The following is a 26199-nucleotide window of genomic DNA, read 5'->3' as shown; positions in this document are numbered from 1 at the left end:
AAACAAATAAAAGAGTAGTCCACTAAAGACTACTCTTTTTCACACAAAGATATGCTATTGATTTTCACAAAAAATCTTACTTATTATTCCATATTGATCCATACGCTTTTCACTTCAGTGTAATTATCAAGCGCATAGCTTCCCATTTCACGACCAATTCCCGACTGCTTATAACCTCCAAACGGGCTTGCTGCATCAAATACGTTGTAACAGTTCACCCAAACTGTACCCGCTTTAATACCATGAGCAATATAGTGTGCTTTCTTTAAATCCTGTGTCCAGACGCCTGCTGCTAGACCATATGCTGTATCATTTGCTTTGGCAATCAAATCATCAAGATCGTCAAACGGCATAGCAGCTACAACCGGACCAAAGATTTCTTCACGAGCAATCGTCATCGAATGATCGACATCTGCAAAGATAGTCGGTTCTACGAAATAGCCTTGATCAAACGGTATGTTTCCTCCTGCGAGTACTTCCGCTCCTTCTTCAATTCCTTTATCAATATAGGTTTTCACTCGTTTTTGCTGCTGCGCAGATACAAGCGGACCCATTGTTGTCTCATCAGCTAATCCATTTCCTTGTTTAATAGATTTCGTTTGAGAAACTAAATCAGCTACGACATTATCATATAAGCTTTTTTGGACATACAGACGACTTCCAGCACAACATACTTGTCCCTGGTTAAACATAATACCTGAAAGCGCACCAGGAACAGCTTTTGTTAAGTCTGCATCCGGGAGGATAATGTTTGGTGATTTTCCTCCAAGCTCTAACGTCACACGCTTTAAAGAGTCGCTAGCTTGTTTCATAATTGCTTTTCCGACAGCAGTAGATCCTGTAAAAGCAATTTTATCGACAAGATCATGATGAACGAGCGGTTCACCTGCTGTTTTCCCGTAGCCTGGCACAATGTTTAGCACGCCTTTTGGGAATCCTGCTTCATCGGCTAGTCGAGCTAAGTAAAGTGCAGAAAGAGGCGTTTGCTCGGCTGGCTTGAGCACAATTGTACATCCAGTTGCCAAAGCGGCTCCGAGCTTCCAAGCGGCCATTAAAAGCGGGAAGTTCCACGGAATAATTTGGCCAACAACTCCTACTGGTTCATATCTCGTATAGTTAAAATACGCTCCTTGCACAGGAATAGTTTGTCCAACCATTTTAGTTGACCACCCTGCAAAGTAGCGGAAATGTTCGATGGCTAATGGAATGTCTGCATTTGATGTTTCACGAATTGGTTTTCCGTTATCAAGCGTTTCAAGCTGCGCAAGTTCCAATTGATGTGTTTCCATTAAATCAGCTAATTTATAAATAAGTCGACTTCTTTCAGCTGCTGACATCTTTGTCCAAGGTCCATGATCAAAGGCTTCTCTAGCCGCTCTGACGGCGCGATCAATATCCTCTGGATTTGCTTCAGCTACATCTGCCAACTTTTCACCCGTTGCTGGATTTACTGTTTCAAACGTTTTTCCTGAAACAGAGTCTACCCATTCGCCATTAATGTATAGCTGTTTAACTCCTTTTAAAAACTCCACTACTTTCGGACTCATTTCAACTTTTTTCGCTCCAAGATTTTGCATCAAATACATACCTCCCCACGAATTTTGAAAACGCTAACAATGAATATTTTACCATGTTATCTAGTAAAATCAACAATTTTGCATACAATATTCTGAATTTTTCTACATGCATTCTAGCTATCTAAAACTTATCTTACTAGTACAAATGTCGAAAGAGGCGAAACGTTTATTGTATTTCCTTTCACCGTACGGAGCGGAGCGTTTTTGTTCCGGCCCGCTCGCCGTCAACAAGTAATCTCCACGTTCTGTTAGAAGGCAAATGAACCGTTTGAGCTTGTTTATTTGCATTATGAATCACCATTATTTCGTTTGCTTTATCTTTATTAGCTTTAGCATTTAACGTATAACCTACTACGTTTGCTGGTGCATCAACAAAGCGTAAATTTTGATGAATAGCCTGTGCACTCGTCATTCTAAATGACGAATATTGCTTTCGAAGCGCAATAAGTCCCTTCATGTAATTTACTTCTTGGCTGAAAGCTGCTCGGCGCTTCCAATCTAGCTGATTGACAGAATCGGGTGACTGATAGCTGTTATGGTCTCCGCCTTTTGTTCTCATAAACTCTTGACCTGCATGTATAAAGTTCATTCCTTGAGATGTTAAAATAATAGAAGAAGCAAGCTTGTGCATTTGCTTTTTCGTTTGCTCGGTGTCAGCAGGGTTCGTCAGCTGAAGCTTATCCCATAACGTATGGTTATCGTGCGCTTCTACATACGTAACAACTTGATCTGGATCTTCATACGTGGCAGTTGAACGATCATAATCAATTCCAGCTGCTATACTTTGCTGTATGAGTTTTTCTTGTCCTTGCTTTCCATTCACAAATCCGTTGTCATGATCAAAAAATACGCTGCCTTTAAGACCATCCCGCATACCGTCATTAAAGTGAGCGATGCGCTTCATATCCTGAGCGTTTTTCTGGTTAGCTTTGAGCTTAGCGTGAAGCTCGGTTCCTAGATCCCAGCCCTCTCCTAAGACGATAATGGAAGGATCAAGTTCATCTAATTTCTTTCTCACTTCATTCATTGTCTTTGTATCGTGAATCCCCATTAAATCAAACCGAAACCCGTCAATGTGGTACTCTTTTGCCCAATACGCAACAGAATCTACGATAAACTTCCGAACCATTTTCCGTTCAGACGCCGTGTCGTTTCCAACACCTGTTCCGTTGGATAGAGTTCCATCTTCTTTATAACGGAAGTAGTAGCCTGGAACTAGTTTATCAAAGCTATGCTCACTCACTGCATACACGTGATTATAAACAACGTCCATTACCATGCGAAGCTGCTTGTCATGAAGCGTTTGAATCATTTGTTTGAGCTCAATAATTCTAGTCTTAGGATTATATGGGTTTGTTGAATAGGAGCCTTCTGGGACGTTATAATTTTTCGGATCATATCCCCAGTTAAACTGCGGCTCGTTTAATTTCGTTTCATCCACCGTACGATAATCGTAAATAGGCAGGAACTGGACGTGCGTTACACCTAAATCTTTAATATGACTGAGTCCTGTTTTTACTCCATTTGGTCCTTTCGTATTCCACTCCGCTACGCCTAAATATTTTCCTTTGTTTTTGATACCGCTCTCTTTTTGAGACGATAAATCTCGTACGTGCAGTTCATAGATAATGGCATCTTCTGGATTTTTAAATTTCGGCTTATTTGTACTCCACTTTCTCGGATTTGTTTTAGCCAAATCTACGACGACTCCGCGATCTCCATTGACCGTTGTTGCTCGTACATATGGATCAACCGCTTCATTCCAGACGTTCCCAATTTTTACTTTGTACGTATAAATTAGTTCATCTTGATTTCCTTTTAACTCCGCTTTCCACGTTCCTTTTTCACTTTTAGTCATAGAAATTTCTTTTAAAGCTTTCGAGTTCCATGACGAATAAGTCACTAGCTTGGCTTCGCTTGCAGTTGGAGCCCATACGCGAAAATTTGTTTGTTTCTTAGAATATGTGTTTCCTAAATCGTTTCCGCTATATGCATACTTTTCGTCAAATTCTTTCGTACGCACGACACTTCCATTGACTACATCAGCTGATCCGTATCCTTTTTGCTTAACTCTATACGTTTGTGTAACGTCCAAAGGCCGTTTTGTTATGATTTTAATTTTAGTAGTAACAGCGTCTCCTCCCTCTTTATAAGGTGTCACTTTCTCAATTTGAGCTCCGTCAATTTCAATGTCTCCTAAACTCTTAGAAGAGTCAAACGGCACGTTTGTTTCTAAGGTGATTTGATTAAATGTATCCATCGTCGCCTTCATGATTTTCCGAGTGAGATCTACTCCAGCTCTATCGTAATAAATTCGATTTTGCCCTTGAACAATCCATACTTCTACATTCCCATCTTTACCAACCTTGGTAATAAAGCGGTTTCCTCCGTCTTTATTTTCCCAATCGCTATCACTAGTAGAATGGCGTACAATAAAACCAATTTTGTCAAATAAATTACCACTTCCACTGTTAATTGTGTAAGTTGCTTTCTTCCCAAAATTCGTGTCTTCCGTAAATTCGATTTGCTTGCCTTCTTTTTCATCACCTGGCCATGTCCAAATGTTCCACCCGCTATAATCTCCATCGTACCGATGATAGTTTAAGGTAACGTTTACTTTATCAAATTCCGGTAAATCTCGATATTCACCGTCAGGAGGAGACGTATATGTATGTTCATCTCCACTTTTTACCCATACTTCTCCTTCACCGTTCTCCACTGACACGAAGCGGTCTCCTCCATCTTTTTCCCACGACTCTGTTCGTACAATAAAACCTACTTTGTCATAAGTACCGGGTAGTTCAACTTCCGCTACTTTTCCAAATTGATCTTCCCCTGTAAATGCGTAAGGCTTCCCTTCTCCTCCTTCAGGAAAAACCCATAATCCCCATTCTTTTGTATCGTTTGAAGCAGGCTGATAGTGAATCGTGAGTTTTGTGGTATCCGCTGCAGATGCAAACGATTGCATAAACGGGCTAAAAAAAGAGCTTACTAGTAAGAGTAAAGCCGTCAGTACCATTGCATATTTAGTCCAACTACGTTTCAATTAAAACCCTCCCGTAAAATAAAGTACGTACACATTTTTCACTATAACCTTTTTTGAAAGCGTTATCATAAGTATTTTTTCCTATTTTATGCGGATAAAGAAAAAAAATCCATAGTTAACAATGTTAACTATGGATACCGTATCTCTTTTACACTTCTGCTGTTTCAGGTGAGATGGTTTGATCGTTGTATACGTTTGTATCTAACTCTTTTGTTAGTTTACTAGTTACGACTCCGGCTGTCATGCTTCCACTTACATTAAGTGCCGTACGTCCCATATCAATCAGTGGTTCTACTGAAATTAATAAGCCTGCTAGCGCTACGGGCAAATTCATAGAAGATAATACAAGTAAAGCCGCAAATGTCGCTCCTCCGCCAACCCCTGCTACGCCAAACGAACTAATTGCTACAATGGCAATCAACGTGAAAATAAATGAAGGCGTTAAAGGATCAATACCTACCGTTGGTGCAATCATAACGGCTAACATAGCTGGATATATTCCAGCACATCCGTTTTGACCGATTGTAAGACCAAATGAACCTGCAAAATTCGCAATTCCTTCTGGAACCCCTAACTGTCTTGTTTGTGTGTTAACATTCAAAGGCAATGCTCCAGCACTCGTACGAGAAGTAAAGGCAAACGCCAATACAGGAAATACTTTCTTAACATATGTGATCGGATTTACACCGATGATTGTTAGAATAACTAAGTGAACGATAAACATAGCTGCCAATGCGACATATGATGCTACAACAAATTTTCCAAGTTTAACAATTGCATCAATATCACTCGTTGCTACTGTTTTGGTCATAATTGCAAGTACCCCATAAGGAGTTAAACGAAGAATTAGCGTCACTACACGCATGACAATTGCATAAAGCGTATCAATAATTTTTGAAAATAACGCCGCTTCCTCAGCTTTTTTACGCTTCACGCCTAAATACGCAATTCCAACAAATGCGGCAAAGATGACAACGCCAATCGTGGAAGTTGATCGTGCGCCTGTTAAATCAAGAAACGGGTTAGCAGGTAATAATTCTACTACTTGCTGCGGAATTGTTTTTGCTTCTAAACTAGATAAATTGTTTTCCAAGTCCTCTCCGCGCTGAAGTTCCGCTTCCCCTTTTGTGATTTGGACAGATTCTAAATTAAAGCTCGTTGTTGTAAAAATACCAATTGCAGCTGCTATCGCTGTTGTGACAAGCAAAATCCCAATAATTAAACTACTAATCTTTCCAATATTGCTCGTCAATTTCAAACGAGTGAATGCCGCTACAATCGATACAAATACAAGCGGCATGACAATCATTTGAAGAAACTTCACATATCCGCTTCCTACAATGCTAAACCAATCGGCGGTCGCTATCGTTACTTCATGAGTCGGACCATACACCCACTGAAGAGCAAAACCAAAAATAATCCCTAGGCCAAGCGCCGTGAACACACGCTTTGAAAATGATACATGTTTTTTCTGCATCATAAACAGCCCCGCAAGCAGTGCCAGCATAATAAGGATGTTTAGAATGACTAATAAGTTATTCATAGATGTTCCCCCTGTAATTTTTCCATAATTTATGTCTCTATTACTTATAATACAACAATACCAATAAGTCAACTAGGTTTTATGTTTTTTCCTAAAGACAGTTTTTTTGAATAATTTTGACAAAACAAAAAAGCTAAGGATTTTCCTTAGCTTTCTATTTTACGCTTGTATGTACTTCAGTGGTCTTTTGCTCCGTTACCAGAGATGGCCTTTCTTTCATCAGACCGGATGTACTACAATTCATATATAGGATTACATTTCATATAATTCATTTAGCCATTTTACAAACAAATGTCTGGGTAATTCTAGTTCGTGAAGCTCGACATATTGAATATCAGATAGCGTCGTTCCTCTAGCCATATAAAAGTACCACTGCCAGCCAATATCTTTAGCAATGGCATAGGATTTAGCTAGATCTTGCCTATTATCTGTCTGCTGCATATCATTCATCCACTGCGTTTCATCCGCTTCATACTCATAATAATGGAGAGTATATTTATCACACCAATACGCAAGGTCTTGATGGGAAAACGGATTTTCTCCGTCACATACTTGAAGCAATAGCATTCTTAAATTTTCCGGTGTATACGGTAATATAATTTTTTGATCTGCACGTCTCATTTTGCTACCTTCCTGACATGTTCGTTTCTTTTATTACATCATGTACAGCTGCGTTTAGCAATAAGAAATGGATGACGTTTTCATTACTTTTCGTTTACAACATTTCATTTGCTTGCAAAAACCGCCGTATCTTCGATATACAGAGGCAGTCGGATTTTAACAATCGTCCCTTTTTTCTGTTCACTCTCAATCTGCAGGGTACCGTGATGATCATGAATAATTTTAGAGCTGATTGTTAATCCAAGCCCCATTCCTTTTTCTTTTAAAGTAAAAAACGGTTCTCCTATATGTTCTAGACGGTCTTTAGAAATTCCTACTCCTTCATCTCTAACTTCTATAAAAATATGGTCATCCTGCGCTGTTTTGATTGTGATATAAATATTTCCAGGCTTATCCATGGCTTCAATTGCGTTTTTAAAAACATTAAGTAATACTTGGATAAGGTGATTTTTATTTCCATATACACTAGCGTTATTTGTTTGTTCATCGTATAAGAAGTCAATATTTTTCAATAAAGCTTCATGGGAAGTTAGACTCATTACATACTTAACCGCTTCTGTAAGAGAAAACACGCGAAAATGTTCACTTTCAGGTTTTGACAACAGGAGCATTTCACTAACAATACCATTAATTCGTTCCAGCTCATCAAGCATGATATTAGCATACCCTACCGCGGATCGGTCTGTTTCTTTCATGAGCTGAACAAACCCTTTAATACTCGTAAGCGGATTTCTAATTTCATGGGCAATTCCAGCAGCTAATTCGCCTACTACAGAAAGCTTTTCCTTTTTTATCAGAAGCGCTTCTGCAAGCTTTTGCTGAGTGATATCTCGTCCAATCGTAATAAGAGCTTTTCTTGAGCCATCATCAAAAAACACAGGTACTTTAATGACGTCAAATGTTTTGACCTCGCCGTTTGGTATTTCAAATGCTTCTTCCATGCGTACCTTTTCCTTTTTTCTCCAAGCTTCTTCATCCGATGAAATACAGTGTAAGAAAGCCGCTTGAAAGAAAGGCACAAGCTCCCCAAGCTCTGCATCGGTTTTACCCCTGTAATCAATACCCTTTAAATGATAAAGTTCTCTTCCAAAATCGTTCACCGCCACCCATTTGCCAGCTCCATCTTTAAAACAAATAAAATCTGGCATTGAGTTTATTAATGTAGCAAGCTGATACTGTTCATCAGACACCTGGGTATAAACCGAACGCTTATGAAGTAAATAAAACGTGCCAGCCGTTATGCCCACTAGTAAACTATCTTTTATCAAACTGCTAAGAGCATATGCTCCTTTAAAAAATGCCATTGTTTGAAAGACGGTGTACACCCCTAAAAGCAGAAGACCCGTTACCGCCGCTGCTTTTCGTACACCCTCCCTATTTTTTATCAATATTTCCCACCAGCCTTTGTTTTTTATGTGAATACTCTCTATGTTTCATCAATTAAGTTCTGAATATTCTTCTTACTTTTAAACTAGTTTACCTTATTTTTTTATTCTTATCTAATACCTTTTCTTATTACTTTTGACACAGTTTCTTTTATCCTCTTTATTTGTTTCCGCATTTTCATTTTATTTGAATTATTTTCTCTATTAAAATAGGAATTTAGATACGGAATATCCTGGAACATTTAGGTAATAATACTCTTTTTTGTATTTTCTTAATATTGTAAATTCGAATAGTACCAACTACATCGATAAATTTAGGGGGATTTTAATGAAAAAAACCGTGATTTCTTTGGCTGTAGCCACAAGTTTGACTTTATCTTTTACAAGTGTACAAGCTTCTACTTCTGCAAATGCTTCTCACCATCAAAGTTCTGAACAAAAAGTATTAAAAAAAATCAATGCTGAGAAAATTTATCAAGACATTGCGTATCTCTCAAAAAAACCTCGTGTGGCAGGAACTGAAGCTGAACGCGAAGCTGCTACATTTGTTCAAAAGCGTTTGTCTAAACTAGGCTATGAGAGCGAAGTGGAACCTTTTACCTTTACCGGTTACACACCAGCAGCTAGTTTTTCACTAAGCGTAAACGGTACCGGCTACTCTCCAACAACTTTTACTTATAGCACCAATGGAAATGTCACAGCTGAAATTGTCGATGGAGGCCTGGGTACAAAAGATAATTTAGCAAACAAAGATGTGACAGGTAAAATTGTATTAGTTCAGCGAGGCACTATTACTTTTGGTGAAAAAGTATTAAATGCTGCTGAAAAAGGGGCTGCAGCCGTCATTATTTTTAATAATACAGACGGTGAGCTAAACGGAACGCTTGGCGGCGCTAATGATAACTACATTCCGTCTCTTGCTGTTACCAAAGAAGAAGGTGAAAAGATTCTTACTTCTATTCAAAAAGGCGAAAAGCCTTCAGGTACAGTAAAAATTGAAGGAGCTGTCGTAAGTGAGCGAACATCTTATAATGTAACCGCTGCTAAACCTTCTACTTTTAAGAAAAAAGGAACAAATGATATTATTGTAGTAGGTGCTCATCATGATTCTGTGGCCGGAGCACCTGGGGCAAATGACGATGCTTCTGGAACAGCAATGGTGCTTGAATTAGCTCGCGTATTTAAAACTCTTCCTACCGATACAGAACTGCGATTTGTTACATTCGGAGCTGAAGAAGTAGGCTTACTAGGATCCGAGCATTATGTTAGTGAGCTATCTGAAAATGAGAAAAATCGTATTGTTGGAATGTTTAATTTAGACATGGTAGGAAGTCGAGATGCGGGAGATTTGGTGATGAATACAGCTGATGGAACACCAAATCTTGTTACAGAATTAGCTCAAGCTTCAAGTACAAGATTAAATGGATCACCTACGCCATTCCAAGCTGGCGGCCGCAGTGATCACGTTCCTTTTGCAGAGGCAGGAATACCGGCTGCTCTATTTATTCACAGTCCGTCTGAACCTTGGTATCATACGCCTGAAGATACCCTTGATAAAATAAGCAAAGAAAAACTTCAAGATGTGGCTGAGATTGTTGGAACAGCTATTTACGATCGTTCCCGTCCAGACCAACAAGGTTCTTCCGTTAAAAAGAAAGCAACATTTAAAGCTCCTCATCTTTATCACGAGCAAGATGTTAAATAAGAATCTATCCCTGTTATTCATACATGACCAAAAAAGAGATGTTTATGCATCTCTTTTTTTGATAAGCAGATTTCTCAAGGTTTTAAATCCATTATGCTACAATTATTATAGAGGAACCTCACTTATTGCTTACATAAAAATTTTGAACAAAAGAGGTGTATTTTTTGGATTTTACGGTAGACCATTCAATTCTCTTATTATCCATTCTCCTTGTCATAGGGGTACTTACTGCAAAGTTCTCTACTCGCCTTGGGGTCCCTTCGCTTGTACTCTTTATTATTGTAGGAATGGTTGTTAGCCACTACATCTACTTTGACAATGCTCTTTTAACACAAGGATTCGGAATATTAGCGCTTATCATTATTCTTTTTGATGGAGGCGTGCAGACCAAATGGAAAGATGTTAAACGCGTTGTTCGCCCTTCCGTTTCATTAGCTACTTTCGGAGTCCTCATTACGACAGTTTTAACGGGTGTACTTGCCAAATATATTTTAGGTGTTACTTGGCTTGAAGGCTTTTTATTTGGGGCAATCGTTGGCTCTACAGATGCTGCAGCCGTGTTCTCTGTGCTAGGGACACAGAACATCCGCCAAAAACTAAACTCCACGCTAGAAGCAGAATCTGGTTCCAACGATCCGATGGCCATTTTCTTAACCGTTTCTATTATTGAATTAATTCAACATCCAGACTCTCCTATCCTCTCATTAATCTTTAATTTCTTTTGGCAAATGGGAATCGGGCTGGTACTTGGTTTAGTACTTGGAAAAGCATCCGTTTGGATTATTAATCGAATTAATTTGGATTCTTCTGGGCTTTACCCTGTGCTTACATTGTCATTGGCCGCCTTAACCTATGGAATTTCCACATTTGTAGAGGCAAGCGGTCTACTTGCTGTATACGTAATGGCAGTGGTAGTAGGAAATGCAGATCTAACTTATCGTCACACAATTGTTCGCTTTAACGAAGGTTTTGCATGGATGATGCAAATTTTAATGTTTATTTTACTCGGCCTCCTTGTCTTTCCTAATCAACTGCTAGATATCATTTGGCAGGGTATACTGTTATCTCTTTTACTTATGTTTGTCGCTCGTCCGCTCGGCGTATTTATTTCGATGATGTTTGCTAAATACTCATCCAAAGAAAAACTGTTTATTTCTTGGGCCGGTTTAAAAGGAGCTGTTCCAATTGTATTGGCTACTTATCCTATGATGGCAGGTTTGGAGAACAGCACGCTCATTTTTAACGTCGTTTTCTTTGTGGTCTTAACTTCCGCTCTTCTTCAAGGAGCAACAATCGCTCCTTTAGCCAAATTTCTAAACCTTTCTCAAGGTGAAAAAGAGACGGTTCCTCACAGTCTCGAGCTTGTTTCAATGGGCAAAACCAAAAATGAAATGATTGAGTTGAAGCTCGTGGAACATGCAGATATATCTGGAAAATCGCTTGAAGAACTTCACCTCCCTGAAGATATTTTAGTGACTGCTGTTATTCGAGATGATAAATTACTTACACCTAGAGGAAATACACAAATTTTTGCAGGTGATACATTATATATTCTTATTTCGAAGAAAAAACGAGATAAAGTAAAAGCATTTTTCCAAAAAAATACGTCTGATGGGGACGAAAGAGAAGGAAAAACCAGTTAAAAGATTGGCTAAAGCTTTTACTAGAAAAACAGCACCCGCTTATTGAACGGAGTGCTGTTTTTGCTGTTGCATCAAATAAAGAGATTTATAATTGGGATGATGTTTTAAAAGTTCTGAGACCGTTACAAATTTATACCCCTCTTCCTTTAACTTCGGTAAAATTTGTTTTAATGCTTCAATGGTTTGAGTTCGATCTCCTCCCGTATCATGAAACAATACAATATCTCCTGACCTGGCATGGTTAAGCACTTGACTTACAATTTTACCGACGCCTGGATTTCTCCAATCAAATGTATCTTGATGCCAAGACCAAAGAATAATCGTATACTGCTGATTTTTAGCAGCTTTTACTACCCGATCGTCATAATAACCAGTAGGTGGACGAAACAGGTAAGGTTTTATTCCTGTAATAGCTTGTATACGTTCATCCGCTTTTTCAATTTCTTGTTCAATTCTCTCTACTTCCTGGCCCCTTACTTTCAAATGGCTATATGTATGATTAGCAAGTTCATGACCTTCACGAACTTCTCTTTGAGCAAGCTTGGGAAATGACGTTATTCGATCGCCGACTACAAAAAAAGTTGCTTTGGCACCGTATTTTTGCAATAAATTTAAAATAGTCGGCGTATATTTAGGATCTGGTCCATCATCAAATGTAAGCGCAATTAACTTCTCATCTTTCATGGGAACTTCCCACACGATATCTCCTTTTCTTTCATAATAAAATCTGCTCTTCTTTGCAGCATCCACCTGAATACCGTAGAAATTAATGGAAACAATAATAATAATTGACAAGCACCATTTCACTCAATGACCTCCTTTTTTGTCTAGGTGTGATTCATGCGTATTGTCAATAAACGCTTTAATACCAACTGCAAATAATCGTTCATCACCCAAACACACGCGCTGTTGACGGCGATTAGCTGCAGAAGTTGATTTACGGTTTTTCATAGTCTTCTCTCCATTACTAATTGATTGTGTTTTTAGCTTTACCAAAAAGTCAAAAATAAACCTACGGGTTCTAACATGGCGAAAACATTTTTATATAGTAATTACACGCTGTCTAGCGTTTTGAATAGGAGATATATACATGCGAAAATTTTATTTAGCGCTTCTGTTAATGATAAGCGGAACCATGGTTATACTGCCTTCTGTTAAAGCAATCAGTGAAAGCAACGAGAAACATCAGCAGCTCACCGTAAGCGAACAAGGATATTCTCTTTCATTGCCCGGTGAATATACGCTTCAAAAAGAAGAAGATGGAAAAGATATTCTTTTTTCAACCAAGACTCCCTATACGTGGATGCGAATTGAAGTCCTTTCCGGGAAAGAAAGTACAAGCACACCATATCTAGATCGTTCAAAAGAATTGTTTGATGACCAGTTTGGAAAATCGTTAAAAATTTCTTCTACATCCCCATTTATTCAACCCGTTGTGTTTGCATCTATGTCTGGGAGTAAAAAAGAAACGGCAAAACTATATGTATTAAGAGAAACAAAGGGGCACCCTGCTTTAAAAATCACGATGGTTACGGCTAAAAATTCCGATGATGAAAAAAAGTTAATTTCAATTGTTAACTCAGTAAAAACGCATGAATGAAAATAGATAAGGAAGCCAGCTATGAAAAAAAAGATATTTCTTGTTTGTTTTATATGTTTGATGAGTGGCTGTTCAACTGCTTTTCGCGAAGAGCTTATCAACACACAAAAAGAAATTCCAAGAGAACGCTTGCCACAGCAAAACTTCACCTATCCTTACAAAGGAAGCAGCAGAACAGATGTAGGTTATCTTAAAAGAAGCAGTAATCAAAACTATACGCTTTACGTACTAGAAGGATACGAGTTTACAGAAGAAGAGCCCCGAAAAGATGTCATTTACAATAAAAAAAATGATGCTTTGTGGATGCGGATTGAAGTGTTTCCCTCAAATAAAAGTGTAGAGGAGCTGAAGAAAGAAACAAAAGAAATTTTAAGAGCTGGCTTTTCGGAAGTGGCTTCCCTTGACACGCACCTCATTCAATCTAGCTTAGAGATAGAAGCTGCGTACAAAGCGTCCGATGATAAAAGTAATGCATACGGCTTTCTTGTTCGAAAACAAAATCAACACCCTACTTTCCGATTAACGATCTTTGCTCCTAAATCCGAAAGGGATTTAACTCCGTTTTTGGAAATGGCGAAAACACTTCAAAATGCATAAAACAGAAAAAAAGTCGGTTTACAAAGTGTGTAAACCGACTTTTTCTTTATTTCATATCTAACAGTTTAGTTTTTAAATCTTTTTCCATTTGATACAGCTCTGATTCTGCCTCGGTACGCTTCGTACGCCCTTCTTCTTGTATCTTTAATACTTCTTCTAACGTAGTAATCAAGTCGGACTGCGTTTTTTTCAATGTTTCGATATCGACAATCCCCGCCTCGTTTTCACGAGCTACTTCAATTGTATTCTGCTTGAGCAGCTCTGAATTTTTAGTAAGCAAGTCGTTTGTTGTCTTAGATACTTGTTTTTGGGCTTCCATTACTTTCTTTTGGCGCAATAAAGTGGTTGCGATGACTACTTGATTTTTCCAAAGTGGAATAGCTGTTAAAATAGAGCTTTGAATTTTTTCCACAAGGGTCTGATTGACTTCTTGAATTAATCGAATCTGCGGTGCACTTTGAATGGCAATTTGACGGCTCAGCTTTAAATCATGCACTCGTTTTTCTAGCCTATTGATAAATTGATTTAAATCATTGACCTCCTGAGCCATCAAGTAGTCATTTTTTTGAGAGGCTGTTTGCTGCAGCTGGGGCAGCGTTTCATTCTGCAGCGCCACTAACTTGTATTCTGCCGCTGCAATGTAGACGTTAAGCGCCTCGTAAAACTGTTTGTTTTTATCATATAAGCTATCTAACATTGTAATGTCTCGATACAGCATTTGTTTTGAGCGCTCTAACTTATCTGCAATTTTATCAATTTCAACATTAATGCTTTGATATTTTGTTAATAAATTTTGAATAGGTCTAGAGACTCCTGAAAACAATCGACCGATGACTCCTTTTTTCTTTGAAGAAAAGTCATCGGGATTTACTTGGCGAATCTTACTCATCAAATCTCCTATAATGTCTCCTACTGGTCCCGTATCTTTCGTTTGAACATGCTGTAGTACAGATTGAGAAAACTGAGATAGTTCTGACTGAGCTGCTACCCCGTACTGTAAGATAGCCTGCTGATTTTTATAATCAATTTGATTTGCGATTTTCTGTGCTTTTTCCTGATATTCCGGTGTCAAATCATCGTATGTGCTTCTTTTTGCAGCGCGAGTATCCGATTGTAACTGCGGGGTAGGCGAAGCAAAAGGATCATCAAGCAGCGCATCTAACGATTTATTTTGATCATATTCTTTCATCATAAAATCCCATCCTTTGCATTTACATTACTTTGTGCGATTAGTAGCTGTCGGTATATACGGCTGCTCTTCTTCAAATGCTTGCTTTAGCACTTTAAGCTCTACATCTAATGTCAGCTTATCTTGTGAAAGAGCATTTGTTAATAAATGCTCATACTTCCCTGATAACCCGCGCAGCATGTCTTCCGCTTCATGAAGACTTTCTTTTACTTCTATGCTTTTCGTTGGTTTTGATAATAAAAACATATACCTTTCAATGACGGTAACCGTTGATTGTAAGTAGTTCGTAAAAAAGGGCTGAACATCTTTATATCGTGCGGGCTCTTTTTCTACCATTTCAATGATGCTTTTGCCTACTTTGTATAGTTTAGAAAGTTCTGTCCACATATGAACAGACCGAATTTTAAAACGATAGCTTCCAATGGTTCTTAATTGCTTTCTTGCCTCTTTTACTTGATGACGCACGTATGCAATTTCTTCTCTATATGGATTTTGATAATGACGTCGAGCACTGCTCATAATAAAAAACAGGCTCATCACGACCATTACTCCTATACTAATGCCAACGGATTGAATCATCGTGGTACTGAATCCAAAATAGCTGACCGGAACGGCTACTGCTCCTGTTACCCAAATGGCAAGAATCTTTTTTATGATTCGAACGACTTTCATCGCTTTCACTCCTATCTTAAATGTGACCGAACTTTTAAACGTATACATATTATACCATTGTCTTCCCATCTCTTAAAACGATTACTGTTATAATTTATATACGGATAAATCCCTTAAAAGTTTCACAAAACAAAAAAACAGGCAGCTTTTATAGCTGCCTGTTTTTTATTGATCTTCGCGTTTGTTGTAATCATACTTCGAACGTTCAATTGGTTTGAACCCTTCTGGTGTATGAAAGCGGAGTAAGTCTCCGTAAACAAGTTTATCTGATAGTTCTAGCTTTTTCTTAACTAGTTCATCATACTTATCATACTGTTTCGCTTCCTTATCTGAAAGCTGCTTGCCCGTTGCGTTGTCATACACTTTCTGATCAACTTTTGTTACCTTCGGTGTAACAAAGTCACCGTTACGGAAAGGTACAACTTGCTGATGTTCTTTTGATAATAAGTCTGTACCAAAGTCAATATAGTCTTTTGTATCAAGACCTAATAAATGCATCACTGTTGGACGAACATCTACATCTCCACCATACGTATGATTTACGCCGCCTTTAAGGCCTGGTGAAGTAATAAATAATGGTACGCGCTGCAGTTGAGCTTGTTCAAAATCATTGATGTTTTTACCCATTACTTTGCCCATTGCACGCTTATGGTTTTCAGAAATACCATAGTGGTCACCGTACATCACAACCATCGTATTGTCTGCTAAGCCAGAGGCCTGTAAGTCCTCAAAGAATTGCTTAATTGATTCATCTAAATAACGAGCCGTTTGGAAGTATTGGTCAACTGACTTATCTCCCGTATTATGAGGTCCAATCGTTTGGTCTTCCTTATCTAATGGATAAGGGAAGTGGTTTGATAACGTAATGAACTTCGCGCTAAATGGCTGCTTTAAGCCTTTTAGGTACGGCATTGATTCTTTAAAGAAAGGTTTATCTTTTAAACCATAGTTCAGCGTATCTTCGTCTGACATATTGTAATAAGCTGAATCAAAGAATTTTTCTACACCCATTGATTTATACATCTCATCACGGTTCCAGAACGATTTTCCATTTCCGTGGAACACAGATGTTGTATAGCCTTGCTGATCTAGAATACCAGATAGCGACTGATAGGTGTTATTTGCTTTTGTTGTAAATACAGAACCTTGAGGTAAGCCGAATAATGAGTTCTCCATCATGAATTCAGCATCTGACGTTTTACCTTGCCCTGTTTGATGGAAGAAGTTATCGAAATACATTGTGTTCTGATCTTTTAATAGTGAATTTAAGAATGGCGTTACTTCTTCACCATTTAACTTATAACCAATCATAAATGACTGAAGTGACTCTAATGATATATAGATAACGTTTTTGCCTTTTGCTTGACCGAAATATTCTTTGTTCGGCTCAGCATATGTTGCTTTTGCATAGTTCTCTACCTCAGCCACATCACTGCTATCTGCTAGCGCGCGCTGTGCTGAAGACTTCGAGCTCTGGATAATGTCATAGATCGTATAGTTATACGTTCCTAAATATTTTACTAAATAGTTGCGGTCAAATGTTCTTGTTAATAGTTGAGGACGATCCATTTCCGCTAGTGCGATGTTGGCACTTAAGAATAAAATCCCTGATAAAAATACACCTGTCACAGTACGTCGACTAATTGTTGCTGGTAAGTCAACTTTTTTCCATAATACTAAAACTAAAAGAATAAAGAAATCTGTGAAGTATAAAATATCAGTTGGGCTAATTAAAGCCATAGCACTGCCGCCTAATTGACCAAAGTTGTTTGACTGAGTCAATACAGGAACAGTAATAAAATCATTAAAGAAGCGATAGTATACTACATTTGCGTACAGGATGAATGAAAGTAAAAAATTCATTCCAAGCAGTGCTCGTACTTTTCCGCGCCCTTTAAATAGTAATGCAATGGCAAAAAAGAAAATTGCCGAACCAATTGGGTTTATGAAAAGTAAGAACTTTTGCATAAAATTATCTAGCCCTAAGTTAAATTCGATACGATAAACGGTATACGTTTTAATCCAAAACAACAAAACTGCAATTAGAAATAACGGCAGTTGTTTCGAAAAAATATTTTTACCGTTTGTCATGAGCTGTTTCATATTCCCACCTCTGTCTCTATTGAAATTTAAGCTCACTTTTATTTTTATAGTAAATGTAAAAAGAAATCTCCCTTACAAAAAATGTAAGAGAGCTAATCTGTTCTTTCACATTTTAACTCTTTAAAAAAAATTGTCAACACCGCTACGTATAATTTTCACCAAACGTGAGAAAATAACTACTTTCTTATTCCCAGCTCTATCGGCTTTCAAACACAAATATATCCTGCGCTTTTTTCTTCTCACTATTTAATACGGACAGCTTCTCTTTAGGTTTCACTATTTTATATTTATTTTTTATTTTGTCCACTATACATATAAATTTAACACTTGCCTTAGTTTTCCTTCTGCTTTACAAGAGAATGCATAAAAGCACTTGTGAATATTTGTTATATCAATGCCTCTTATTTTCTTTTCTTTCTACAGTAAACCACATATTCTGAGTTATTTCTTTCTTTAAATATGAAAAAAATGTGTCAGTTTGCATCGAAAATTTTTATTTTTTTACCTTTTTGTTTATAATATAAATTATAAATATTATTTGAAATTTCAGATCTCTTTAATATTTGATCTAGAAAGTGCATTTTTTATATAAAATTGGAATGAGTACGGGCTACGTATACTTGTATACCTAGAAGTTTAAACGTCTTACATTTTTATAAAGGAGAAAAAATGAAAGAATGTATTGTTTTCATTACAAATATTATTAATGTATTGCACGATGGATTAATTTATATTTTTTATTTACTAGGATTTTCTCTTTCAGATAAAGAACTTCACTTCTGGATTATTGGCATTATTGGACTGCTCACGTTTTTAAGCGTTTATATGATCTTTAAATTATTGTCAAAATGGAAATTTAGTATTACAGCTATTTCTTTTATCTACACTCTTACGGTTATGCTTGTCTTAGTTTTTGCTATTGAAATTCAGCAAGGAATTACCACTCGAGGCAACATGGAATTTGATGATGCCATAGCAGGCTTATGGGGATTTTTAGTGTTTTTTAGTATTTATATCGCCTTTGCTTCTTTTTTTCTTTTATCCAAGAAATTATTGTCTTCAAATAAGGAGAAAAAGATAAAAACCGAGGCCCCTACTCGGAGCCAAAGGCATGTTAATTAATTTCGTTTGAGTTTTAAAACGACTTGATGAATCCGTATTCGATTATATCGTTGAACCAAAATAAACGGTACGTTTGCAATAATCGCATAAATAACCATCCAAACACCTATAGAAGGAGAGTTCCATATAAAAAAAAGAATAGAAGGAAGTATGCTGATCCAGTGAGTTAACTCTGCTCGATTTGTTTCCATTAAAAAAAGCTGTGCATATTCCTTCGTTCTACTCTCCCATTTCTTTTTATAAAACCCTCGTTTAAATAGCTTTCCTGCATCAGGAAGCCACGTTTTCCATCGGTGTACCCCGAATTTTTTATATATTCCAACTGTTTCCCAGCTGTGAACCTTAAACAGCGCAAGGTCTTTTTTTAAATAAAAGGCAGAAATTTTTGTGCACCTGTAGGCGATGAACATGTGAATCACAAACCATGCCATGATATTAATTAAGAGCTGAGCGCCTGTCATTTTATCACTTTCTTCTTTTTTTCTTCTTCTATAGATATGTTGCGTTCTTTCCATTTAACTTGCTTTCTCACCGCTGTTTGGATGAAAGACCATACGAATAGGCCCAGAAAAAACAGCATGTGAATAGGAAATAAGCACAAAGAAAAAAAAGTAAACGAACCTATTTTTCTTAAGCTATTAAATAAGAGACTGACATAGCAAACATAACTGCTAATTGCCAAGCCTGCATGTTGATTCCATAGAGTAGGTAAAAAAAGAACATAATTAATCATGCTAGTAAGCCATAAACTTACTAGAAATAAATAAATGGCTTCCGTTTTCCCCGCACCTGAAGCAAAGCTTTTACTCCACCCTCTTATCAGGCTTTTCATACCATCTGGATACATGCGCATGGAAAGAGCTCCTTGTCCACTCATACACGTAATAAATTCACCTTGTTTGCTCATTTTCTCAACCAGTGCCATATTTTCAACCACTTCTTTTTTTATCCCTTCGTGGCCTCCGCTTTGAAAGTAGGAGGCTGCGCTGCAAAGCAAGCACTGCCCGAAACCGACGGAAGGACTTTTCCAATTTTTAAAGGGGTGAAAAGCGCCAATCGATGCAAACGTAACATAGTGAAATAAAGCAGAAAACATTTCATAAGGCCTCTTAACAAGATGATAAGGATGAACCGACAGCACCCCCCCTTGCTGTTGATAGTAGAAAAATACTTTTTCAATTCCGTCTTTCTCTACTGTAAGATCAGCATCTAAAAACAAAAGCACCGAGCCTTTTGCTTCTCTTGCTCCATTCCAGCATGCCCATGACTTTCCTAACCATCCAGCTGGAAGTGTCCCCGGGTGCACTACTTTCACGCCAAATGCTTTGGCTACCCGCTCAGTATGATCTGTTGAGTTGTCATCTACAACAATCACTTCAAAGTCAGCGTTCTGTAACTGGAGTGACTGCAATAAAAAGGTAAGGTTTTTTTCTTCATTTCTAGCTGGAATAATAATGGACAAACATGACATATCGTTTCTTACTATTTTTACACGTTTAAATGTAGGGATAGTGATGACAAGCGTACCTGTCAAGACAAGAGCAACCAGTAAAAAAGACATCTCTTTCTCCTTTCCTTCACGTATGAAAATTAGCGAACTGGACAAAATAAAAAGTTGTAGACCTATTTTTATTTTGCGTGAAGTCATTTTATACACATTGTTGACAACTCGCTTTTGTTTTATAAGGAGGAAAAAGATGAAAAAGAAAGTAATTGTTGTAGGCGCAGGTTTAGGTGGTCTGTCAGCTGCTATTCGTCTGTCAGCTGATGGATATGATGTAACAGTCGTTGAAAAAAGCGAGCGAATTGGCGGTAAGTTAAATATTCGCAGCGGCAAAGGGTTTTCTTTCGATACGGGACCTTCTATTTTAACAATGCCGTGGGTGCTAGAGCAGCTGTTTGACAGTGCAGGCCGCAATATCCACGACTACTTGACAATAGAACGAATTGAGCCTCAGTGGAGAACTTTTTTCCAAGATGGAACACAAATTGATTTGACCAGTGACCTTCCTCGCATGCTTCAGCAGCTTCAAGAACTTGCTCCAGAAGACATTGAAGGTTTTTTTGACTATTTATCTTATGCAAATAAAATGTACGAATCGAACTTAAAAAGTTTTTATAAAAAAAGTTTATCTGGACTGCACGATTTACGAACGATGCACACGGTAAAAGAACTGCTTCAAATGGATCCAATGAGATCTATGGATGCTACTACACGCAAATATTTTTCAAACAAACATTTGCGTCAATTGTTTAATTTTTTAATTATGTACATCGGCTCTTCTCCTTATCATGCACCGGCTGTATTAACACAGCTTGCTCACGTTCAGCTAGGATTAGGTATTTATTACGTAAAAGGCGGAATGTACAAAATTGCTGAAGCGATGGATAAGCTCCTTCAAGAACTTGGCGTCACTGTGCATCTAAATACGCCGGTAAAAGAAATCACAACAAGCGGAGCAAAGGCAACTGGAATTACACTAGAAAACGGTGAAAGCCTATCAGCAGATGTTGTGGTATCTAATCTAGAAGCCATTCCAACTTACCGCTATTTATTAAAAAATCATGCGCAAGCAGCTAAGCAAACTCAGCAGCTTGCAAAATTTGAACCTACTGTTTCTGGCCTTGTTCTTTTATTAGGGGTTAACAAACAGTACAAACAGCTTCAACATCATAATTTCTTCTTCTCAAAGGATCAGAAAGAAGAGTTTGATACAATCTTTAACAAAGGTCAAGTAGCCATGGATCCGACAATTTACATTGGCGTATCGTCTAAATCAGACCCTACGCAAGCTCCTGAAGGAAAAGAAAACCTGTTCGTTCTTACTCATGTACCTCCTTTAAAAGAAGGCGACGACTGGGCTGCATTAAAAGACCGCTACCGTGATGTCGTACTAAAAAAGCTTGAGGCAATGGGATTAGAAGACTTACGTTCCAGCATTGAGTTTGAATATACGTTTACTCCTAACGATATCCAAGAGCTTTACGGCGCTAACGGTGGGTCCATTTATGGCGTAGCAACTGACCGTAAGAAAAATGGAGGGTTTAAAATTCCGGCAAGAAGTCAGCTTCTTTCTAACCTTTATTTTGTAGGAGGCTCTACACACCCTGGAGGCGGCGTGCCGATGGTGACATTATCAGGTCAGCTTACAGCGGACGCGATTAATGAAGATTTTCAAATTCCTCGTATGCAAAAAGATATTGGATAATGAAAAAGTGCAGGAAATTCCTGCACTTTTTTTAAAAGTTCATTTTTGACTGTCCACCGTCTACGTTTAATGTCGCACCTACTATCCATGAAGCTTGAGAAGATGCTAAAAAAACAACGGCGTTTGCCACTTCTTCTGGCTCTCCAAAGCGCCCTGCGGGTATTTCATTTTCAACAAACTGCTTAATCTTTTCCGGATTTTCATCCATTCTTTTTTTCCAATTACCCGTTTCATGCAAGATGCTTCCAGGCGCTACTCCATTTACACGAATTCCTTTAGAAATCATTTCATCTGCAAACGACTTTGTAAAGCTGATAAGCGCTGCTTTTGCGTTATTGTACGTGACTTTCCCTCCACTTTCTCTCCCAAAAATAGACGTAACATTAACGATTGCCGCATCTTTTGTCATACGAGCTGCTGCTAGCTTGCTCAAGTGGACAGCTGAAAAGTAGTTTAGCTCCATTGCTTCCTGAAAAAGAGATAAATCTGTTTCCATTGCCGTGCTTCCATTACTTCCTCCAGCGTTATTAATTAAAATATCAATACTCCCAAAGTCGTTAATGAATTTCTTAATTAACGCAACTCTATCCGCTTCGTTTGTTAGATCTGCTGTATATGTACGTACGTTTTCTAATTCTGACTGTGCATGCTGTAATGCTTCCTCTCCTCTTGCAGCAATTCCAACGTTTGCTCCTTCTTGAATAAACAAAGCAGCTATAGCTTTCCCAATCCCTTTTGATCCACCGGTAATGAGTACATTTTTATTTTGCAACTGTAAATCCACACGTATCCCTCCACGTTAAATGATAACTACTATACTTTCTATCATATCCCACCGCGTCTCAAAATTAAAATCATATACTACTTTACCTTTTACTTCCTTTCAAAGTGTGTTCTTTATGGATACATTCTTTGAATTTATTGTCAGAACTCTTAGCAAAAACAAGCCTTTGCGTGATATAATGCTTTTTGGTGTAAATGTTTTCAAATTGGGGGTTTTTTAATGCAACAAACGTTTTCAACGTCTCAAAAAGTTAAGCAGTTCGTTTTTATTTTATTTCCGATATTGGTCACCCAGTTTGGAATGTTTTCAATGACTTTCTTTGATACGATGATGTCAGGAAGAGTTAGTGCAGATGACTTGGCAGGGGTAGCAATTGGTTCGAGCTTATGGGTGCCTGTTTTTACAGGGCTAAGCGGAATTTTAATGTCTATTACACCAATTGTTGCACAGCTGGTGGGAGCTAATCAAAAGAAAAAAGTTCCGTTCTCTGTCATTCAAGGGCTTTATGTCTCCATTTTAATGGCCGCTGTTATCATTTTAATCGGCTTTTTTGTTGTTAGTCCTATCTTAAAAGGAATGAATTTAGAAGCAAACGTGATGCGCATTGCCAAACAGTATTTAATCGCTTTATCTTTTGGTATTATTCCGCTTTTTATTTATACGGTTTTACGAAACTTTATTGATGCTTTAGGGCAAACTCGTACGTCTATGCTGGTCACCATTTTAGGGCTTCCGATTAATGTGGCTTTAAACTATGTATTAATCTTCGGTAAGCTGGGCTTCCCTCACTTGGGTGGCGTAGGCTCTGGTTATGCAACGGCCATCACATATTGGTGCATACTTGTCATATCGATTTTAATTATTCATAAAAAAGAGCCTTTTTCTAGCTTCGGTTTATTTAAAAAATTTCACCGTATCTCATTTTCTGCCTGGAAAGAAATATTAAAAATTGGTTTACCTATCGGTTTTTCCGTATTTTTCGAAACAAGTATTTTTTCAGCTGTCACGCTGTTTATGAGCTCATATAATACCATTACAATCGCTTCTCACCAAGCAGCTATTAATTTTGCCTCATTTCTCTATATGATTCCACTGAGTATTTCGATGGCTTTAACAATCGTTGTAGGATTTGAAGCGGGTGCTAAACGGAATCAAGATGCACGAAGCTATAGCAGAATTGGTATAACAATTGCTGTTGGCATGGCTTTTGTTTGCGCAGGTCTTTTATTTACTCTTCGAGAATCCGTAGCATCTTTATATACAAAAGATGCAGAGGTGCTCGCATTAACTTCTCACTTTTTGATTTATGCAATTTTCTTTCAGCTTTCTGATGCTCTTCAAGCTCCTATTCAAGGTGCGCTGCGAGGATATAAGGATGTAAATGTAACCTTTTTAATGTCCTTGGTATCTTATTGGGTAATTGGTCTACCTTTAGGCATTGTGTTAGCAAAATACACCGATTTGCAGGCGTTTGGCTATTGGGTTGGACTAATTGCTGGGCTCGCTGCAGGAGCAACAGGACTTGCGTATCGTTTGATAAAAATACAAAAAAAGCAGCTGCTAGAGGAGGATAAATCTTCTCGAACGGCTTAAACCAAAAAAGAACGTTCTCAAAAGAACGTTCTTTTTTGGTTTAAAGATGGATGGATATTCTTCCTTATACTAAGACCTAAAACTTCTTATTTATTTAAGGTACGCTCTAACTCTTGTAAAAGCTGTTCCGCACCTTTTTTACTTAACACAACGTTTCCATTACCAAAGGTTAAGTTTTCACGCGTAATTTCCCCAGTTACTAAGCAAGCACCATACGGGCTATACTTTTGTAAAATAATAATATCTTCATCAACATATATTTCTACTGGATCACCTGTGTTGATATTTAAAATACGGCGCAATTCAATAGGAATTACTACGCGACCCAATTCATCTACTTTTCTTACAATTCCTGTAGACTTCATAAAATCCATTCCTTTCATAGTAAACAAATAATATCTTCTCGATACAAATCTAGTCAAATTCGTCAGAGTTGCTAAAACCAAAATGCTTGAATGATGGTCTGATAACGGTTTATAAGTTCTTAAAATATGGCAAATAACGTATTAAATAGATTTATATACACTTTGTATCATATCAATTCGTACACTATTTATGAATAGTGCATAATCTTTAAAATCGAATTCATCCATATATGTTAAAAGTGTGTATTTTATCCATAATATAACTATATATCCATCTTTTACACTACTTTGTACCCATTTTATAACTTTTATTCCGACATAAGACGACAAAATCAGCTATAGAAAAAACGTGTCTTTTCTAACTAAAGACACGTTCATTTGGACCCGAAGTTGTCACGAATAGCTTTTTGAATCATAGCTTCACACCGCTCCAGCTCTACTTTTAATTGTTTTTTATATAATTTAGCTTTCTCTTCTCCCTCATTTGTAAATGTATAATAAACCACTTCTTGAAGCTTCATTCCTTCTTTTTTACGCTTCACCTGTTTGAGGACACCGTCTTCAATCAAGTCATGAAGAGCTTTGTATACCTCAGAATGATTAGGTTTGAATCCAAAAGGTCGAAATTCATCTCTCAACACATCTAATAACCGAAGGCCATACAGACGCTCTTGCTCCGTCATTGTAATCATATATAATTTTAAGAAAGCACGTTGTTTTAATAGAAAACCACTGGATGTACGCTTTTCTCTCATCTCAACTTCCCCCTTCACATACTTGCTTTCATTTAGAATAATAGAAAGCTCTATACGTAATTATACTTTTTTTATTCTACATAATCCTTCTTTTTCATTCAAAATCTCTTTTTTTCCTCACATTTTTTCACTTATTTACGCATTTTTCTCATTCTTTGTAAGCAGGCATTGAATTTTCTTTTTTTCATATATATAGAAGGAATTTACGTGAATATAAGGAGGGGTTCCTTTGAGTAAAAAATATGAAGAGATTGATTGGGGTTCAATTCAGCATAAGGTAGAAGATATGCTTGGAAATCACTTTTGGAGCGATTTAAATCACATCTTGCCAAAGCGATTTCCAAACGTCGATTTATATGAAACCGATAAAGAAGGCATTATCGTCGTTGAAGTTCCTGGACTACATTCCACTAACGACATTCAAATTAAGTTGGACGCAAATATATTAACCGTTGAAGGGAACGTTCCTTATGCTTATGAAGCATCTAAACAAAAGCTAAAACTGAACGAACGCCATACAGGCGTATTTTCTCGCACGGTCAAACTTCCTTTTCACTACACGGACGAACCAGTTCGCGCTAAGTACAAAAATGGTTTATTGGAAATTCGACTGAATAAGATAGAAAATGATCAAACCATTGCTATACAGTTTGAAGATGATTAACTGCACGTAACAAAAACCCTTCTGCT

23 protein-coding genes are annotated in these 26199 nt (G+C 37.6%); 8 read left to right on the top strand and 15 right to left on the bottom strand.

The annotated features are described in order from the left end of the window. Window positions 1–83 precede the first annotated feature (83 nt). From LJY09_RS09775 to LJY09_RS09755, 5 genes are all read right to left on the bottom strand, one after another. Window positions 84–1577, bottom strand: coding sequence for an aldehyde dehydrogenase family protein (locus tag LJY09_RS09775; protein ID WP_013082880.1), 1494 nt, complete (start codon window positions 1575–1577; stop codon window positions 84–86). Window positions 1578–1758: 181 nt separating this feature from the next. Continuing rightward, window positions 1759–4596 carry a type I pullulanase gene (pulA, locus tag LJY09_RS09770; RefSeq protein ID WP_323134976.1) on the bottom strand — a complete coding sequence of 946 codons (2838 nt, stop codon included), beginning with the start codon at window positions 4594–4596 and terminating at the stop codon, window positions 1759–1761. A gap of 175 nt (window positions 4597–4771) precedes the next feature. Beyond that, a complete protein-coding gene (locus tag LJY09_RS09765) occupies window positions 4772–6166 on the bottom strand; it encodes an L-cystine transporter (RefSeq protein ID WP_034269283.1) in 1395 nt (464 codons plus the stop codon). A 252-nt stretch (window positions 6167–6418) separates the two neighbouring features. Then, on the bottom strand, window positions 6419–6787 hold the full coding sequence (locus tag LJY09_RS09760; RefSeq protein ID WP_013056739.1) for a hypothetical protein: 369 nt from the start codon (window positions 6785–6787) through the stop codon (window positions 6419–6421). A gap of 104 nt (window positions 6788–6891) precedes the next feature. Next, window positions 6892–8175: an ATP-binding protein gene (locus tag LJY09_RS09755; protein ID WP_034269286.1), complete on the bottom strand. Its 1284-nt coding sequence runs from the start codon at window positions 8173–8175 to the stop codon at window positions 6892–6894. A 325-nt stretch (window positions 8176–8500) separates the two neighbouring features. On the opposite strand from LJY09_RS09755, the gene LJY09_RS09750 reads away from it, so the two are divergent. Continuing rightward, the gene (locus LJY09_RS09750; RefSeq protein ID WP_034269289.1) at window positions 8501–9877 is read left to right on the top strand and encodes a M28 family peptidase; all 1377 of its coding nucleotides are present in this window, start codon (window positions 8501–8503) and stop codon (window positions 9875–9877) included. Window positions 9878–10041: 164 nt separating this feature from the next. Continuing rightward, window positions 10042–11520 (top strand): potassium/proton antiporter, encoded by a 1479-nt coding sequence (locus tag LJY09_RS09745; protein WP_176344158.1) that lies wholly within the window; start codon window positions 10042–10044, stop codon window positions 11518–11520. 39 nt (window positions 11521–11559) lie between these two features. Here LJY09_RS09745 and LJY09_RS09740 read toward each other — a convergent pair whose 3' ends face one another. Together LJY09_RS09740 and LJY09_RS09735 are read right to left on the bottom strand one after the other, a co-directional pair. Further along, a complete protein-coding gene (locus LJY09_RS09740; protein ID WP_033578783.1) occupies window positions 11560–12327 on the bottom strand; it encodes a polysaccharide deacetylase family protein in 768 nt (255 codons plus the stop codon). Continuing rightward, a complete protein-coding gene (locus LJY09_RS09735) occupies window positions 12328–12471 on the bottom strand; it encodes a hypothetical protein (RefSeq protein WP_013056734.1) in 144 nt (47 codons plus the stop codon). Between the two features lie 139 nt (window positions 12472–12610). Here LJY09_RS09735 and LJY09_RS09730 point away from each other — a divergent pair, with 139 nt between their 5' ends. Both LJY09_RS09730 and LJY09_RS09725 read left to right on the top strand, forming a co-directional pair. Beyond that, the gene (locus LJY09_RS09730; protein WP_033578782.1) at window positions 12611–13120 is read left to right on the top strand and encodes a hypothetical protein; all 510 of its coding nucleotides are present in this window, start codon (window positions 12611–12613) and stop codon (window positions 13118–13120) included. A gap of 21 nt (window positions 13121–13141) precedes the next feature. Then, window positions 13142–13717 (top strand): hypothetical protein, encoded by a 576-nt coding sequence (locus LJY09_RS09725; protein ID WP_033578781.1) that lies wholly within the window; start codon window positions 13142–13144, stop codon window positions 13715–13717. A 46-nt stretch (window positions 13718–13763) separates the two neighbouring features. Here the strand turns inward: LJY09_RS09725 and LJY09_RS09720 are convergent, their stop codons facing one another. The 3 genes from LJY09_RS09720 to LJY09_RS09710 all read right to left on the bottom strand — a co-directional run bounded on the left by LJY09_RS09720 (window position 13764) and on the right by LJY09_RS09710 (window position 17681). Then, entirely contained in the window at window positions 13764–14909 is a 1146-nt protein-coding gene (locus LJY09_RS09720; RefSeq protein ID WP_228307694.1) for a toxic anion resistance protein, read from the bottom strand. Window positions 14910–14933: 24 nt separating this feature from the next. After that, window positions 14934–15578 carry a 5-bromo-4-chloroindolyl phosphate hydrolysis family protein gene (locus tag LJY09_RS09715; RefSeq protein WP_028413622.1) on the bottom strand — a complete coding sequence of 215 codons (645 nt, stop codon included), beginning with the start codon at window positions 15576–15578 and terminating at the stop codon, window positions 14934–14936. A 165-nt stretch (window positions 15579–15743) separates the two neighbouring features. Next, window positions 15744–17681: a lipoteichoic acid synthase gene (locus LJY09_RS09710; protein ID WP_013056729.1), complete on the bottom strand. Its 1938-nt coding sequence runs from the start codon at window positions 17679–17681 to the stop codon at window positions 15744–15746. Between the two features lie 669 nt (window positions 17682–18350). Between LJY09_RS09710 and LJY09_RS09705 the strand changes: the two genes are divergently transcribed. Next, complete coding sequence (locus tag LJY09_RS09705) at window positions 18351–18803, top strand: hypothetical protein (RefSeq protein ID WP_013056728.1); 453 nt, start codon at window positions 18351–18353, stop codon at window positions 18801–18803. Here LJY09_RS09705 and LJY09_RS09700 read toward each other — a convergent pair. Beyond that, the gene (locus LJY09_RS09700) at window positions 18800–19318 is read right to left on the bottom strand and encodes a glycosyl-4,4'-diaponeurosporenoate acyltransferase CrtO family protein (protein ID WP_228307693.1); all 519 of its coding nucleotides are present in this window, start codon (window positions 19316–19318) and stop codon (window positions 18800–18802) included. The two genes, LJY09_RS09705 and LJY09_RS09700, sit on opposite strands and share 4 nt — an antisense overlap. Then, the gene (locus tag LJY09_RS09695; protein ID WP_176344159.1) at window positions 19261–20364 is read right to left on the bottom strand and encodes a glycosyltransferase family 2 protein; all 1104 of its coding nucleotides are present in this window, start codon (window positions 20362–20364) and stop codon (window positions 19261–19263) included. Before LJY09_RS09695 ends, LJY09_RS09700 begins: the two co-directional genes overlap by 58 nt. Window positions 20365–20500: 136 nt before the next feature. Here LJY09_RS09695 and LJY09_RS09690 point away from each other — a divergent pair, with 136 nt between their 5' ends. Then, entirely contained in the window at window positions 20501–22012 is a 1512-nt protein-coding gene (locus LJY09_RS09690; RefSeq protein ID WP_028413625.1) for a phytoene desaturase family protein, read from the top strand. A 31-nt stretch (window positions 22013–22043) separates the two neighbouring features. On the opposite strand, the gene LJY09_RS09685 is transcribed toward LJY09_RS09690, so the two are convergent. Next, window positions 22044–22796, bottom strand: coding sequence for an SDR family NAD(P)-dependent oxidoreductase (locus LJY09_RS09685; RefSeq protein ID WP_176344160.1), 753 nt, complete (start codon window positions 22794–22796; stop codon window positions 22044–22046). Window positions 22797–23015: 219 nt separating this feature from the next. Here LJY09_RS09685 and LJY09_RS09680 point away from each other — a divergent pair, with 219 nt between their 5' ends. Then, window positions 23016–24389: an MATE family efflux transporter gene (locus tag LJY09_RS09680; RefSeq protein WP_028413627.1), complete on the top strand. Its 1374-nt coding sequence runs from the start codon at window positions 23016–23018 to the stop codon at window positions 24387–24389. Between the two features lie 86 nt (window positions 24390–24475). Here LJY09_RS09680 and LJY09_RS09675 read toward each other — a convergent pair whose 3' ends face one another. Beyond that, complete coding sequence (locus LJY09_RS09675) at window positions 24476–24754, bottom strand: AbrB/MazE/SpoVT family DNA-binding domain-containing protein (protein ID WP_025752053.1); 279 nt, start codon at window positions 24752–24754, stop codon at window positions 24476–24478. Between the two features lie 374 nt (window positions 24755–25128). Further along, window positions 25129–25509, bottom strand: coding sequence for a replication termination protein (locus tag LJY09_RS09670; RefSeq protein ID WP_013056721.1), 381 nt, complete (start codon window positions 25507–25509; stop codon window positions 25129–25131). Between the two features lie 229 nt (window positions 25510–25738). Between LJY09_RS09670 and LJY09_RS09665 the strand changes: the two genes are divergently transcribed. Then, window positions 25739–26173: an Hsp20/alpha crystallin family protein gene (locus LJY09_RS09665; RefSeq protein ID WP_013082862.1), complete on the top strand. Its 435-nt coding sequence runs from the start codon at window positions 25739–25741 to the stop codon at window positions 26171–26173. Window positions 26174–26199: the final 26 nt, after the last annotated feature.

This window comes from Priestia sp. J2 (genome assembly GCF_020790095.1).
Classification (GTDB): Bacteria; Bacillota; Bacilli; order Bacillales; family Bacillaceae_H; genus Priestia; species Priestia zanthoxyli.
The sequence above is the reverse complement of the archived record's forward strand: the minus strand, read 5'-3'. Positions and strand labels throughout refer to the sequence as shown.